We start from the raw sequence: 15,779 nt of genomic DNA, 5'->3' as shown, positions 1-15,779 counted from the left end.
ACGCCCCACCTAAAGCAGGCGGGGCGGAATGAATGCAGTCCGAACTCAATGCGCAGCAGCCTTGGTACCCGGCAAGATCTCAAAACGCGGATCGAACTTCACCTGCGTACTTTGCAGCTGTTGCAGCACATCCACCTTACCTTCCAACTTGATCTGGCCACGCTTGACCAGCTCATCAAAGGAGGCTTGGCGGGCATACACCGCCTCCAAGGCACTACGCGGCGCGGTAATGGTCAGATCAGCGTCTTTAGCCTGGAAGCCTTTAATATTGGTTAACGTCGAGTTGCTCATTTCCAGTACATACTGCTCGCCATTATCTGGCGTGAACAGATTGATCTTAAAGCGCATCCCTGCCGCTTTTTTACTGTCCATCGTAATTGCCAGATAATCCAGCATCAGCTCAGTCGACATCGCACGCAACATATCGGGCCCCGTACCGCTCGCCGATGCCCCTTGCGGAACGCCATTGCGCAACTCATAGGCACCAGCCAAGAAGCTATTGCGCAACGCCACACTTTCCTTCTGGTAGCCCAATTGCTCATACACATCAGCCAATAGGAGCTTGGCTGCTTTGTTAGCAGGCTCGGCCAAGGTCAGCTTATTCAACAGTTCAACCGCCTCAAGATATTTGCCAGCCTTGTGCAAAGATTTGGCTTTAGCCATGATTTTCTTGCTCCCGCCCATCATCTCGACGTACAGGGGCGCAGAATCGCGCGGTGATAAGGGCACTAGCGTGGCCGGGTTGGCATCCCAATAACCTAAATAGCGATTTAGCACCGCCCGGCTATTGTGTTCCTCCGACCCATGGTACGAATGAGCAGCCCAGTTTTGCTGCAACGATACCGGTGGCTTATACACATTATGGATCTCGTTAATCGTGACCCCCTGATTGGCATGGTGCAGCACATCGTTATTCAAATTGGCATAAATATCCCGCTGGGTACGTAGCACCTCCTGCACTCGCTCTTTACCCCAGCGCGGCCAGCTGTGCGACGAGAACATTACTTCGGTTTTATCGCCAAACAGATAGAGCGTTTCATTAATATTTTTTGACCACAGCAAGGCATCACGAACCAGTGCGCCACGCAAGGTATAAATATTGTGCACAGTTCCGGTCACATTTTCCGCCGCCCAGAAAGCATTAAACTGAGGGAAGTAGGTATTCATCTCGGCAGGCGCTTCAGTCCCAGGCGTATTCTGGAACACCATTTCTACGCCATCCACGGTCATGGTTTGGATATGCTTGCTGATAATTTCAGTCGGTGGAATCAGCCCCAACTCACCAGCGGCGACATTTTTACCAATGGCCTGATCGACGTGACCATGCGGGTTACGGGGTAATAAGGTCCCGTAGGCCAGAAGCATCCGGCGGGCCATCGCATTACCGGCGTATACATTTTCAGATACGGCATGCTCCATAAACCCTTCTGGCGCAATAATTTTCACCTTGCCATTTTTGACGTCATCTTCATTGACGACGCCATGTACGCCACCGAAGTGATCGCCATGCGAGTGTGAATATACGACGGCCACGACCGGGCGCTCGCCCAGCTGCTCATTCACAAAAGCCAGCGCAGCTCTGGCAGTTTCCTTGGCAGTGAGTACATCAAATAAAATCCAGCCGGTATCACCTTTAATGATGGTCATATTGGCCAGATCAAAACCACGAACTTGATAAATCTTGCCGGGTACCACTTCATATAGGCCGTAGCCCATATTCAAAATGGCCTGACGCTGCAAAGATGGATGAATACTGTCAAAGTCTTTGCCTTGCAGCAGGTAGTCATAGCTGCCGATATTCCAGGCAACATGCCCGGCATCAGCCATGATTTCGCGATAGCTGGGCGCGGCAACAAAGCCTTTGCGTGACTCTTCAAAATCGCGCTCATCATCAAATGGCAAACTGTTGCGAGCGGCCTGCTGCTTCGCAATTGTAAATTCTGAAGGCGGCTTACCCAGTGGATCAAAGTGCTTACCTTGCATCGCAGCAGGATCAGTCATCGCGCTGCCACCCGCACCGGCCGCAAACGCAGCGTTGTGCACCATTCCCAACAATGCCATCGTCAGCAGTAAAGTGCGTGGTTTGAAATTCATATCGATTCTCCAATAGATGAGGGCCGGTCGAGTTGAGGCCCGATAGTCTGGCTACACAGCGGGTGCCAATTAGTACAATTGACCTACGCAACCAAGTCTAGGACAATTGACCTATTCTGTATTGGTAAATATTTCGCACCTGCCGATCAACTGCTGCTCGCAATTGATCTAAAGCAAACGAATCGATCACCATGGCTCAAGGAGATAACATGACAACGGCAAACACAATGGACACACCAGACTCAAGCAGCGACACAAGCAATACTCGCAGCCAAATTCTGTATGCCGCCATGGCGGTATTAATTGAAGTAGGGCAAGCAGCCTTCACCACACGTCGCGTGGCTGAACGTGCGGGGATCTCGCTGGGCAATCTCACTTACCACTTCCCCAGCAAACAGCGCTTAGTGCAAGCGATGATTGGCGAGCTATTGGCGCAGTACCAGCAGCGGTTTGAGCAAATGCTGGCCTCAAAGAATGTGCAGAACAGTCTGAATGAACTAATTAATTGGCTAATGGTGGATGCAATCGACAAAAAAACCGTGCATCTTTTTCGCGAGCTTTGGTCACTATCGCTGCATGACGAGGAAATTGCTATCGCTATGGATACTTTTTACACCCAAAGCATTGCCCTTACAGCGCAGTTACTGCAGCAAAATTTCCCCAAGGCATCACCTGCGGCTGTCAATGAACTAGTGACCCTACTGGCGGTCGCGACCGAGGGATGCATCGTTTTGTATGGTAACCAGCACTCACATCGGGTTTCACATTCGCAACTGATTGCGCTTATTCAAAAATCAGCTAAAAATTTAATTCGACAATCGATTTAATCGAATTAAACAACAAAAAACAACCAACCCTGAATATAAAGCATGATTAATCAATTGCTGCAGCACGTTTTTTCAGCTGCCTAATCACATCAGGATGGGTTGAGCTGTTAATCGCAATATACAAATTGCTATCGAGTTCATCTAAAGGCAAAGCAATACTCACGCGCTCGTATTTCTCATTCAGCTGCGCCAGTTTGCTGCGCATCCCTATTTCGGTGAGAATGGCCAGATCACAGCGGCCAGCGAGTAGCTTTTTGATATTCAGTGATGAATCAGCCGCTAAATCAATCTGTGCAAACTGCTTTTGCTGCAAAAATTCGGCTCGATAATCGCCGCGCACAGCACAAACACGATATTTCTTGGCTGCCTGCAAATTATTAATGCGAATATCGCTACGTTCGGTCAGGCGATAGAAATAAACCGTTGCATTATATAGCCGGTATAAATAGGTGAGGCTAGCCTCACGCTCGGGGGTTTTGGCGATTGGGAAAATCAGCACATTGGGCTGGCTCAGCGCCTCTTTGTAAGCTCGAACCCACGGCTGTACTTTAATGTCTTTGCTTGAATAACTAATCGCCTGCAAAAAGCGCTCGAGCCGCGGCTTGGTGAGCCCCTCTAGCTGCCCCTGCTCATCGAGGGTGACGTAGGGCGGATCATTTTCGGTGTAAATCGTCAGCGCCGGCCAATTATCGGCCCACACCGTCTGGCTCGTCGTCAGCAGTACACAGGCGGCCCACCTCAGCCCCCGCCGAACCGCACCACCTCGCCATTTCTGAGCCCAAATCGCCATGTTTAGTCAGGGGTTTCGCCTGCCGATTACTTTGCGTGAACTATAGTCGCTGTGACGTGGCTTTGTGCTAGAAAACCGAGCGATCCGATGGCCTTTGATACTGTTGCGACGCAACCTCTGGTGTCAGGTGCACGCGCTTTAGAGCGCCCACACACCTTGATCAGTCAATATATTAGCCTGTGAGGCTTTATCAATCTCTATTAGCCGCCAAAGAGGCTATCCATTCACAAACCCCCTGTAGCGCTGGAGCAGGAATACACTCCGCGCCATATTGGCGTGCAGAATCGGGAATATTGGGGTCGATCATCACGATGCGCGGTAATCGTTGCATCGAGCGGATTAGCTGAATCGGGTCGACCACGTTCAGACTAGTGCCAACGACGACAAAAATATCATCCTCGGTTAAATCACTAGCAATTTGATAGAGGGTTTCGTATTGAGGGGCTGGCTCACCAAAAAAGACAATGCCCGGTTTAGTGATGCCACTACCGCAGGCGGGGCAATCATCGGCTTGGAATGCTTTATCGCCAATGTGCCAGTAATGCAGGCAGGCGGCACAGGACATTTGATCCACCCGCCCATGCAGGTGGATGACGTCTTGAGTTCCGGCTTTTTCATGCAGTAAATCAATATTGGTGGTGATCACCGTAACAGGTGTTTTCTGCTGCAACAGTGCAATGGCCGCGTAACCAGCGTGCGGTTGTGCATCGCCATACTGCCGTTTCCGCGCATTGTAAAATTCACGCGTTAGCTGACGGACACTCGCATCGAGGCGATAGCGATCGAAATTGCAGACCAGATTGATATCATGCTTTTCCCACAGGCCATCACTCGCACGAAATGTTGGCAAACCAGAATCAGCAGCCATACCTGCACCGGTAAAGAAGTAAATCATGCGCGCGCCCTATCGATTGATCACAGCATTCTAAACTGAATGGCGATCCATCCACATTGGAGTCGAAGCGATGGAAATGGAGTGCTTATTGGGTAGGCTTGCCTCGCAAAACAGCCGCTGGCTAATTTTGGACGAAAAAAAACCTAGGTTTGAAACCTAGGTTTTTTTCATTTTGGTTGCGGGAACAGGACTCGAACCTGTGACCTTCGGGTTATGAGGCCAATCCTACATACACTCTTCAAGCAACATAATAGGCAAATATTCTATATTTTACAACAGTTTTTCTACCGTAACTCGCCCTTGATCCGCCCCTTGGCGCTCCATACGGATACGTCAGTCAAACCAAAAAAGCGGTAATTTTGATGTTAAATAGAAACGCAGTTTTGACCGTTGGTGAGTTCACCAGATAAGTTGTCCTCAAACCTATGAACCGGCAAGTGCCCCTTGAACCGTCCATCCCTTTTGAGCCTGTTTTGACAATAAGTCGGCACCTGTCCTCTTGCGGAAAGGCTCATGCCCACACCTAAAACGGAAAATGGTAAACAGAACTCAACGGGGGGCTCTGCCGATTGATATATGGTTGTGCGTTGAATCGAATTACTTGGAGACCTGACAACTCCCCCCTAAGCAGCTACACTGATCATCAGCATATTTATCTATTCATTAATCTATTCAGGCCATGAGCATTCATACGGAAATTCTGAGGCACGCACTTGATCAAGGGCCTTGTACAGCACGCCAACTCGCTGAAAAGGCAGGAATAAGCCAGCCCACCGTGTCACGTGCGCTATCTAAGTTGGGTGCATCAATTGTTCGGATTGGCGCTGGTCCTTCTATTCAATACGCCATAAAAGATGAATTCCGAGGGCTTGTTGCAACGCCAATTTACCGGGTGAGTTCTGCTGGGAAAATTGAAGAGCTAGGCACTCTTGTTCCAGTACGCCCCCAAGGTTTTGTGATGCAGTACGTCACAGGAAAAACGATATACAGCGAAGGACTACCTTGGTGGTTAGTAGATATGCGACCACAAGGCTTTCTTGGGCGAGCTTATGCTTCGGTTTACGCTGCGGGTCTTCATTTGCCGCCTAACCCAGAACACTGGAATGATGCTGAAGTACTGAAGGCACTGTTAACACATGGGCATGACAACATGGGCAACCTGCTGATCGGTTCAGAGGCCCGAGATCGATTCCTTAACATGCCACGGCCTGTGCCGGTGAACCGAGCGGAAGATTACCCAGTACTTGCCAAGGCAGCGGCATTAGGCGAAGCCCCAGGCTCATCCGCCGGAGGCGAACAACCGAAATTTTGTGCTTACAGTGAACTGGGGCACGTGCTGGTTAAATTCACGGCCCCCACCGATAACCCAGTGAGTGAGCGATGGCGCGACCTGTTATTGGCTGAGCACTTGGCGCTAGAAGTACTCGGGGTCAAGACAGAGGTTTATGATTTCGGGGGGCAGCGATTTCTAGAAGTGCCTCGTTTTGACCGAGCCAGCCAACTAGGCCGAGTCGGTATCTGTTCACTACGTGCTCTGGATATGGAATTCGTGGGCGATGCACTCGCGCCATGGCCGACATTAGTCACTAAGCTTGCGGCAGTTGGGCTGCTCCAATCATCAGCAGTTTCAGAAACCGCTCGACTATGGGCCTTCGGCTGTTTGATCGGCAACACGGACATGCATGCGGGTAACTTGTCATTCATTGGCAGCGAAGGGGGTACGTACCAATTAGCACCCGCCTACGATATGTTGCCGATGGCCTTTGCTCCGCGAAGCAGTGGCTCGATCATTGATACTTTAGCGCCAGCCACATTAAGCACAGCCGTGCCAAACGAAATCTGGCGTGAAGCCTTGCAGTTAGCAGACGCATTTTTGAGGGCGATTCAAAATTGCGATGGTTTTTCTGCACGGTTTTTGCCGTGCATTGCGTCAATACGTCGACATATTGATGCTGCAGCCATCCAAATAGAGCGACTAGCTTAGGGTGGGCTCAAAAATAGCGATACTTTGAAATGCTTAGCATCCGAGAAGATGTACTTGCGACACAGCTCGGCTACGGGCATGCCGGCTTCTGCCATAGGAAGCCGATGAGTAGTTCTTCGGTGAATCGTTTCTTCATGTCCAACTCCTTGCTATGGTGGATTGGAATCTAAAGTCACGCCTTACTCAAGATGGGGTGGACGTCGACTCCCCCCATGGAGATTGACCCGCAAAAAGAGTTTTGGCGACTCGCGACAATCGATCAGAAATATCGATCTGATATGATGATGGAATACACATGTATTTATTCTGTCAGTTAAAACATCCTTACGAAGCACCTTAATGACCTTAATGACGTACCTGTGGCAGCGGAGCCGCGAACAATCTGATCATGCTGTTTATTTCTTTCTCAATAGCGATGGTGATGTTCAGTATCGACTTTCATATCTGGAGCTACATAACCAAGCTTGTGCAATCGCGCATGCGTTGCGCCAGAGATTGACACCTGGTCAGCGGTGCCTTCTTTTATTTCCTCAAGGTATAGATTTTGTCGTTGCATTCTGGGGCTGTCTTTATGCTCGTGTAGTACCTTTACCAGTTTTCCCTCCAACAAAATCACAGCAAAGCGCTAGACTGCTTGCGATTATTGGTGATTCGCAAGCTCAACTGGCGCTCACAAATGCCGCGTTCAAAGAAAAATGCCTGAAATGGCTTGGTGACTCCTCTGAAAGTCAGTTGGAGCTCTGTGTTCTCAGCGATTTACAATTAACCCAGCAAAGTGAGGATGCTTGCTCATTTATTAATGAATGGTGTGAAGAGGATCTGGCATTTATTCAGTACAGTTCGGGTTCAACAGGTACTCCAAAGGGTGTGCCTATTTATCATCGTGAGTTACTGGAAAACCTTGAGCAAATCAGACAATGCTTTCATTTAACCACAGAAACAATTGGGGCAAATTGGCTACCGCTTTATCATGACATGGGATTGGTAGGACATTTGCTTTGTCCTATTTATGTCGGATGCCAGCAATACTTCTTTGGCGCACAAGACTTCTTACGCAAGCCAAATTTATGGTTTGAAGTTATAACTCGTTACCAAGTAACGACAAGCGGAGCCCCTAACTTTGCATACCAGTACTGCATAGACCGCATAAATGATGATGACTTGATAGGGGTAGATTTAAGCCAATGGGCCCAAGCTTATTGCGGAGCAGAGCCTATTCAAGCAAACACACTACTAGACTTCTATTCCCGATTTGCTCATGTCGGTTTCCGACAGAATGCATTATTACCTTGCTATGGCATGGCTGAGACCACGCTTATCGTTAGTGGCTTTAAGCCTAAAGGGCTTGTTGCAAATACATTAGAGGTAGATAAGTCTGCACTAGAGCACGGGGTGGTTGTTACCCTACCTAATAGCGAACATCGTTTGGTTAGCTGCGGCTCTCCAAGCAATAATACCGAAATTTTTATAATTGATTCGCGCACACGTGCTTTTTTACCTGAAAATCAAATTGGTGAAATATGTGTCCGTAGTTTTTCGAATGCTCGAGGCTATTGGAAAAAGCCAGAATTGGACGACGAGCTATTCTTGAATCTAGATGACTCAGCGCCTTTGCTGCGTACAGGTGATCTTGGCTTTCTATCTCAAGGGGAACTTTATGTAACCGGACGATTGAAAGAAATGATTATCATTCGCGGTAGAAATTTATACCCCTCGGATATTGAAAACCTCGTTAGCAAGGCTCATCCAGCAATAAATTCTCAGCGAATTGTTGCCTTCGCTATCGAGGAGACACAGGGTCAATCCTTGGCTCTTGTCGCTGAGCTTGAACGAAGTCAGTTACGCAAATGTAACCCAGCCGATGTTTGGCAGGCGATAGTCAAAATTATCTCCGATGAATTATCGATCCAATTGACTGCGGGGGCACTTCTTAAACCTGGTCAGTTGCCCATTACGTCAAGTGGCAAACGTCGGCGTTTGGCATGCCGCGAATATTGGGAAAATGATCATTGGCAAAGCATATTTACTACAGGGAATAAAAGAGCTACCGACGACGTTATAGAGACGGACAAGAGTACAAGCTTGATTGAGTGGCTGCGAGAGTATCAACTTCGTCGTTTGCAATCGCAACAAATGGATGAACGTCGGAGTATCGATCCGCATTTGTTGTTGCAACTGGGTAAGCGCGGCTTTTTTGGCCTGAATATTCCTGCCCAATATGGTGGACAGGGCCTCTCGCAACAGCAGACCCTGCGGGTTATGCAGCAGTTGGGCGCGATGGATGTCAGCATAGCTGCCATGCTTGGAGTACATCTGGCTCTGGCCGTAGAGCCAATTGTCCGTCACGGCTCGAATCAGCAGAAGGTCATGCATTTGCCCTCTCTTGCCCGTGGGCAATCTCTTGCTGCTTTTGCCATAAGTGAGCCGAATGCTGGTGCGAATCCTCGTTCGCTAAAGAGCCTCGCCAAAGCAAGCTCAACTGGTTGGATGCTGTCCGGTAATAAGTGCTGGATTGGCAATGCCGGATGGGCAGATACCTTGCTTGTTATTGCAAAAAGTGAGAGCACTACTCAGCAGCCCCTTGGGTTGAGCGCCTTCTTAGTCAATACAGAACAAGAGGGAGTACACATTGGCCCAGAAGCGATGACAACAGGCATGCGCGCTATGGTGCAAAATTCGCTTTGGTTCGACAGAGTTTCATTGACGAATGAGCAAGTACTTGGTCAGGTTGGGCACGGTTTCCGTATTGCAGAAACTGCAATGCATACGGGACGACTTGGCATTATGGCTATATGTGTTGGCGCTTTACGGCGTTGTTGCCAACAACTTCTCAGACATGCGCAAGAGAGGCAAATTGCTTCGGGACGCTTAATTGATCAGAGTTTAATCCAGCTGTGGCTACGTGAGGGACTCAAAAAGGCTGACTTGATAGAGCGTTTCAGCCAGCGGATTGCATTAAAACGCGATATGGAAATTGAAGTCTCTAGCGATATTTATGCAATTGGAAAATGCCTTGCACCGGAGTGGCTTGGAGAAACGATCGATCAACTCCAGCAAGGATTAGGAGGGCGTGGTTACATCGAAGATAGTTTGGTGCCACAGCTCTGGCGAGATGCTCGACTTCTCAGAATTTTCGAGGGCCCAACTGAAACGCTGTTAAGCCACTTAGGCCAGAGATTGTGGCAACAAGAACAAGAATTAGAAAAAGCATTCACGGAATTCGAAGCAATTGCTCCATTTGAAAAACTGCGGGCTTGGAAAGAAGAGCATGCTCTGAAATCACTTCACCAAGATTGGACATATTACGTTAGCGGAGAGTTGGTTTGTTTATGTCTAATAGAAAGTTTCTGCCAGCACGAAGACGAGACCCTTTTTATCCAATCCCGCTTGCAGCAAGCCTTTGCTAAAACAAACTTATCCATCGATCGTTATCCGGAGACTGAGTTATTAGCACTTAGTGTTCAGCTAGACAGCCAAATTGGTCCGCTCGGCAGTCAAAAGGCTACCCCGCCTAATGACATTGAAGCTCGCCTATCTTGGCAAACGAATGCCGAGTTAACCGGCAATTTTAATGCATCTGATGAAGTAATTGAAAGCTCTGCAAGTGCCTCAAATACGGCGCAGCAACTTTATGAAGAATGGTTGATTAATTGGCTCCAGAAAAATGTTAAGCCGTCCACTAAGGTGGAGCGTTCCACTGCTATAAATAGCCTCGGATTAGATTCAATTATTGCAGTCGAATGCTCCGTGGCTTTCGAAGAACACTGGAACAAATCGCTGCCAGTCGAGTGGTTTTGGCAAGTCGAACGTATTGATCAAATATCAGCACTACTGTGCGAGAGCTACAGTCCAGAATCTTCCTCTGTCGAACCTGTGAACAATTCAGTATCAGAGCAAGCCTGCTCAGCAGTGGAACTGAGTGAGCCCAGTTCTCAATCTTCGCTCGGCTTAAGTCTATTCTTTTTTGGGCAAAGCGAAGCTACTCGTGATGAAAATCCATACGAATTGATTCGTGAAACTGCCGAGTTTGCTGACGTGCATGGGTTTGAGGCAATTTGGCTACCTGAGCGACACTTTCATCGGTTTGGAGCTGCATTCCCAGACCCTGCAGTTCTTGCTAGTGCACTCAGCCAAGTAACTAAGAATCTCCGATTGCGGGCGGGTAGCGTCGTACTTCCGTTGCATCATCCTGCACGTATTGCAGAACAGTGGTCTTTAGTTGACCAACTGTCTAAAGGTCGCGCAGGAATAGCGATTACGGCAGGCTGGAATCAGAATGACTTTGTATTGAGTTCGTCAGATGCCTACACCAATCGTTTTGAATCTCTTGGTAAACAAATTCAGCAACTCCGACGATTCTGGCAACAAGAGCCTGAAACTTTAATCAACCCATCTGGAGACTCCGTCTCGCTGACTACATATCCCAAACCTTTCCAGTCGTTAGCACCGTTATGGCTAACTTGCAATCGCCGGAAAGAGGGATTTATTGAGGCAGGGAGCTTAGGCGTTAATCTACTGACTGCGTTGCTAAGCCAGACGGAAGACGAGTTGGCCGAAAATATTAAATACTATCGGCAATCGTTGGTCGATTCGGGATTCTCATCTCAGCAGGGTAGAGTAACGCTGATGGTTCATTGTTTTGTACACGACAATCCTGATGAATTAAACGAGTGGGTCACACCTGCGCTGCATGAATATCTCCATAGTTCTGCAGATTTATGGCAACAAGGTAGCAAAGCATTACATGCTCAGGGAGCAGAGGAAAGGGAGAAGTTGATAAGGTTCGCGGCGATGCGCTACCGAAAAAGTCAGGCATTGATAGGCAGCACAGAAGAATGTTACGCAAAACTGGAGCGTTGGCATGAATTGGGAGTGGATGAGGTGGCTTGTCTTGTCGACTTTGGATTATCAACTCAACAAATAAAATTGGGGCTTCAATCACTTTGTAAACTCGTGCCTTCTAAGGTGAATCCGCTTGAGAATACTGTGAAGTGTTTAATTCCAAATCCCCAAGCGAAGTACAAGTTGCTTTGCCTTACGCCAGCTGGAGCATCGCCATTCTGTTATTTTGCTTTAGCGCAAGCATTATCCACAGAATGGGAGCTGTGGGTTCTAAGCTATCAAGACTACGACACTCTAGATTCGCTGCTCAATGGATTGCAGAACCAAGCTATGGCGCTAATTGATAGGCCATTTTCGATCTATGGACAGAGTTTTGGTGGCTTAATGGCATTTGAATTAGCTAGGAAACTGGAGTTGTCGGGGAATCTACCCAGCTGGGTTGCTGTTGCTGCGCAGCATAGTCCTACATTGAGCTATCCGCACAATACTCCGAGTTCAGAATCTGACTGGCAAGCTCTTGGGGTTAATAGCCCTATGCAGCGAGTTAGAATATTAGCCCAATTAGAAATTCAAGCGAAAGAGTATAAATATCAAGTAGAACCTTATTTAGTTGCACCGCTGCATCTTGTTTACGGTGAAAAAGATGAGTTATTAGAGCCTAGTCAGGTCTTAGCATGGCAGGAAGTGAAAAAGCCTGCATCCGTGAATAGTTTGGATGCAAAGCATCACTTCATATTGACTGAATCTAGCCAGCTTGCAATCTGGATAGACGCTTGGCAACGTAGTGCTACCACAAAGGATTAGAGACCATCAGATGGCTCGGATGGTCTGCTTTGGCCGAACAGCAGTCTGCTGTGTTTGATGTAGTGGCAGTTCATCGGCCAAAGGGAACTCCACGCTCTTCATCAAGAGTCAAATTCAGAGTACCACTGCAATTCAAACTCGATGAGTTGATGACAGGGTATTGATCGCTCTTGCCGCCAGTCCATGGTAGAGGTTTGCATTAAAGAATCTAGCTAGGGTGGCGACAAGAATAGAAATGACCATCGAGTGCCCGTCCGTCATTTCAATCATGATCACAGCTGCAGTAACTGGTGCCCGGGTTACCACGGCTAACATCGCAGTCATGCCTACTGCCATCAATTTTACGATCATACCCGAGGCAAAAAAGGGGGCAAACCAACTGCCAACCCCGGCGCCGAGTGCTAAAGACGGTGCGAATATACCTCTAGGCAGGCCCGTCAGAAAGGCCAAAAGAATACCCACGAATTTGATCGGCATAAAATACCAAGGGAGTGCATGTTGGTTTTCTATCTCCTCTTTCGTTACCTCGGCGCCACTACCATGAATTGGCGCAAATACACCCAAACAGGCAATCAAAGCTCCACATATGGCTACAAATGAGTATGGCTTTGCACTCTTGAAATTGATCGCAGCAGAAGAAAACCTGAATGCAAAAAATTGATTCAAGCCTGCAGATTAAAAACGCCTTAACTCAATCAATTACGACCTACCCTGCCAACGAAGGCCCCAATTATCCCACTCTCGAATCATTATCGAATGTCTCATTAACCAATACAGGGCACGAATCGACTTCGCATAAACTTCCGTGATTCAAGCCTTGGAGCAGGGGCAAATACACTAGCGCAATCATGCGCTAAATTGGCTTTCAGCCTTTGAGACATGATTTATCCGCCATTTTTGTGAAAATGAAGATCATTATTTAGCTCCGCATCGACCTGGTATGCGGAGCAAAAATCACTTTTAGCGATCAATCTTAGGCAATTAAACATAGTTCAGCGAGATGGGGGTCGGTTGCAGCATCCCCGATCTTTATGCATTAAAGCATCACGATTATTTTCATCCTGATACTGATATAGTCTGATACTCCAGCGCCAAAACCATGTTGCCGGAATTAAATGCTGAAGCGCGCTGGCAATTTCACCAAATTGCAAGGCTCGTACATCATATTCAAGAAGCCAGTGTTTGGTATCTTGTTGAGATAGAGCCAACAGACCTGGTAAAGAAAATAACGCGGCATTAACTTGCTCATAGGCAGCAGAATTAATACGCAAATTTCTTCGCTTGATCCAAGGCTCAGCCATCTTATTCTCCTTCGTCGTTGCGTTGAGTTCACAGTCTCAACGCAACGATTGCAACGCTCAGAATTTACCGTAAGGTTTCACACTGCCGTCTTTGGCAATCAGCATGACTTCAATCGTTCCCGGTTTATAGTCACCCATTCCCGGGGAATTGGCTGGCATCCCTGGCACGGCAATACCTTTTGCGGAAGGTTTTTCCTTCAGTAATTTGGTAATAGCAGCGGTAGGAACGTGACCTTCGATGGCGTAGCCCCCCATCACAATGGTGTGGCAGCTCGCCGCCTTATCAGTGCCATAGTTCTGCTTAATTTCGCTCATATTGGCTGTTGGTTGCTCTTTGATTTGAAAGCCTGCATTTCGCAGATATTTGGCATGATCACCACAGCATCCACAGTTGGGATCTTTGTACATAGTTCCCGCAGGCGCTGCAGCCAAAACGATCATTGGAGCGAAGAAGAAACTGAGAAATAGTGATTTAATTTTCATGATTTTGATTCCTTTAGATTATTTATTTAACAAGTAATTGCGCCATCATGCCCTGCCCTTCGTGCTCCAGAATGTGGCAGTGGAACATGCGCAAGCCTTTATAGTGCTGGACCATTTTGATACGCACGGTTTCATAGGGGCGCAAATTGATCGTGTCGTGCAGCGCGCGGTATTTCGCGTTTTGGCGTTTGCCGTCCAGCTTTGCATCGAGCACTAAAAACTGCGTGCCGTGGATATGGAAAGGGTGATCCATATGCGAGTTATTAAAAATCTCCCAAATTTCAACTTCATTGAGTTTGCTGGTCATATCGATACGACCCATGTCGTACACTTTGCCGTTCACCAGAAATTCCATCGTGTGAACGCCGTTGTCCATGCTCATCGTTTCGCTAAATTCCACTTTTTTCAGCGCTGTAGCGCGGCCCAAATCGTTGATTTTGCGCAGCTGCGCCGGAATTGCGGGTAGATCACCTGCGACAAAATTCAAACGCGCCAATACGCGCTCGAGTTCGGGCTCGACATTGCCCATTTTTTCGCGGTTATACGCCAAGGCTTTTAGCGCCAGCTGCGCCACTTTACCGTCACCAACTAACACTTCAATCCTTTGCCCCGGCACCAGCAAGATTTGTTCGTGAACAACCGGTTTTTCGAGCAAACCGCAGTCGGTACCGACCAAGGTCAGCTTTTGCCCAGGAATCGCCAGTTGCAAATACCGTGCGCTGCACGCGTTCCAGATGCGCAGGCGTTGGCGACCAGCAATCGTCACCACGGGCTCGCGCTGGCCATTGACCAGCACAAACTGCCCCTCGCGGCCATTCATCCAGTCGTTGGTAGTGTTATCAGGGATCAAGGCTTGTGCATCGAGTTTTAAATCTGAAATCACCAAATGCTGCTCGGCAAACGCGCGCAGCGGATCGTTTTTGCTACGCACAATAAACAGCCCAGCCAAGCCGCGATAAACCTGCTCAGGCGTGTCGCCGTGCGGATGTGGGTGATACCAGTAGGTGCCAGCGCTGTCTTTTGGCAATTTAAAGCGATAGACGCGCTCAGCACCCGCTGGCACGGCGTCTTGCGGATTGCCGTCTTCCTCCGGCGGCACCGGCAGGCCATGCCAATGTATCGTCGACGCTTGCGTCAGCTGGTTCACAAAGCGGATCGCCACTTCGTCGCCTTCATACGCCTCGATCAATGGCCCGGGAACTTGGCCGTTGTACAACCACATTGGCGTTTGCTGTCCTGCAACGAGCTCAACTTGGTGCTCGGCTGCGGTCAGCGTCGCCTCAAAGCGATTTACAGCGGTGGCCGTATTGGCCAATTTCGATAAAGCCAGATGCGCGCGTCCAGCGGCTATGCTCGTCAGCGGCAGCAAAGGCATATCGGGTACAGTTTTTAATGTCATTGCGCCAGCGCCGTGTGACGCCGTCCCAGCCAAAGCATGGCCGGAATGATCCATCGAGCCATGTGCGGAGTGATCCATAGCAGCCGCCCACGCCGCATTCGCCGAAAAGTAGCCGAGCGCACCAGCGCCGATCGACGTAGTTAAAAATTGTCGTCTATCCATTTCAAACTCCTTCATCTGGACGAGCCATGCGCCACTCGCACTTTTGCATACAGCCTCTGTGTGGCCGTATTCGGCTCAAAATAGCTAGACTGCGCAATGGACGCAGCCAGCGATTAATCTGTTAAGTCCGAAGTAAAGCCAAGCATCGTACTTTTTGCGCCATTACTTTAAGGACTACTATGGGTATTGCTCTGCGAA

General features: G+C 48.6%; 10 protein-coding genes and 1 pseudogene. 3 read left to right on the top strand and 8 right to left on the bottom strand.

What is annotated here, in order from left to right:
• Positions 1 to 45 precede the first annotated feature (45 nt).
• Positions 46 to 2,094, bottom strand: coding sequence for an alkyl/aryl-sulfatase (locus tag L991_RS02005; RefSeq protein WP_047391630.1), 2,049 nt, complete (start codon positions 2,092 to 2,094; stop codon positions 46 to 48).
• A 209-nt stretch (positions 2,095 to 2,303) separates the two neighbouring features.
• On the opposite strand from L991_RS02005, the gene L991_RS02000 reads away from it, so the two are divergent.
• Complete coding sequence (locus L991_RS02000; protein ID WP_197053767.1) at positions 2,304 to 2,921, top strand: TetR/AcrR family transcriptional regulator; 618 nt, start codon at positions 2,304 to 2,306, stop codon at positions 2,919 to 2,921.
• A gap of 46 nt (positions 2,922 to 2,967) precedes the next feature.
• Here the strand turns inward: L991_RS02000 and L991_RS01995 are convergent, their stop codons facing one another.
• Together L991_RS01995 and L991_RS01990 are read right to left on the bottom strand one after the other, a co-directional pair.
• Complete coding sequence (locus L991_RS01995) at positions 2,968 to 3,621, bottom strand: ABC transporter substrate-binding protein (RefSeq protein WP_047391624.1); 654 nt, start codon at positions 3,619 to 3,621, stop codon at positions 2,968 to 2,970.
• Positions 3,622 to 3,901: 280 nt separating this feature from the next.
• Positions 3,902 to 4,606 (bottom strand): Sir2 family NAD-dependent protein deacetylase, encoded by a 705-nt coding sequence (locus tag L991_RS01990; RefSeq protein WP_047391620.1) that lies wholly within the window; start codon positions 4,604 to 4,606, stop codon positions 3,902 to 3,904.
• Positions 4,607 to 5,285: 679 nt separating this feature from the next.
• Between L991_RS01990 and yjjJ the strand changes: the two genes are divergently transcribed.
• Positions 5,286 to 6,590, top strand: coding sequence for a type II toxin-antitoxin system HipA family toxin YjjJ (gene yjjJ, locus L991_RS01985; RefSeq protein ID WP_047391617.1), 1,305 nt, complete (start codon positions 5,286 to 5,288; stop codon positions 6,588 to 6,590).
• A 26-nt stretch (positions 6,591 to 6,616) separates the two neighbouring features.
• Here yjjJ and L991_RS17970 read toward each other — a convergent pair.
• Positions 6,617 to 6,726 (bottom strand): annotated as a pseudogene (locus L991_RS17970) (IS3 family transposase); the annotation flags it as partial.
• Positions 6,727 to 6,929: 203 nt separating this feature from the next.
• On the opposite strand from L991_RS17970, the gene L991_RS01980 reads away from it, so the two are divergent.
• Complete coding sequence (locus L991_RS01980) at positions 6,930 to 12,236, top strand: MupA/Atu3671 family FMN-dependent luciferase-like monooxygenase (protein WP_081986421.1); 5,307 nt, start codon at positions 6,930 to 6,932, stop codon at positions 12,234 to 12,236.
• Positions 12,237 to 12,368: 132 nt separating this feature from the next.
• Here the strand turns inward: L991_RS01980 and L991_RS16810 are convergent, their stop codons facing one another.
• The 4 genes from L991_RS16810 to L991_RS01965 form a co-directional block, all read right to left on the bottom strand.
• On the bottom strand, positions 12,369 to 12,902 hold the full coding sequence (locus L991_RS16810; protein WP_081986419.1) for a chloride channel protein: 534 nt from the start codon (positions 12,900 to 12,902) through the stop codon (positions 12,369 to 12,371).
• 326 nt (positions 12,903 to 13,228) lie between these two features.
• Positions 13,229 to 13,537, bottom strand: a complete 309-nt coding sequence (locus L991_RS17150; RefSeq protein WP_156128953.1) for a hypothetical protein — start codon at positions 13,535 to 13,537, stop codon at positions 13,229 to 13,231.
• Positions 13,538 to 13,594: 57 nt separating this feature from the next.
• Positions 13,595 to 14,020 carry a DUF411 domain-containing protein gene (locus tag L991_RS01970; protein WP_047391612.1) on the bottom strand — a complete coding sequence of 142 codons (426 nt, stop codon included), beginning with the start codon at positions 14,018 to 14,020 and terminating at the stop codon, positions 13,595 to 13,597.
• 22 nt (positions 14,021 to 14,042) lie between these two features.
• A complete protein-coding gene (locus L991_RS01965) occupies positions 14,043 to 15,581 on the bottom strand; it encodes a multicopper oxidase family protein (protein WP_047391609.1) in 1,539 nt (512 codons plus the stop codon).
• Positions 15,582 to 15,779 lie beyond the last annotated feature (198 nt).

The sequence above is a fragment of the Chitinibacter sp. ZOR0017 genome (genome assembly GCF_000799095.1).
Classification (GTDB): Bacteria; Pseudomonadota; Gammaproteobacteria; order Burkholderiales; family Chitinibacteraceae; genus Chitinibacter; species Chitinibacter tainanensis.
Note: the sequence above shows the minus strand (reverse complement) of the source record. Positions and strands in the feature narration are given on the sequence as shown.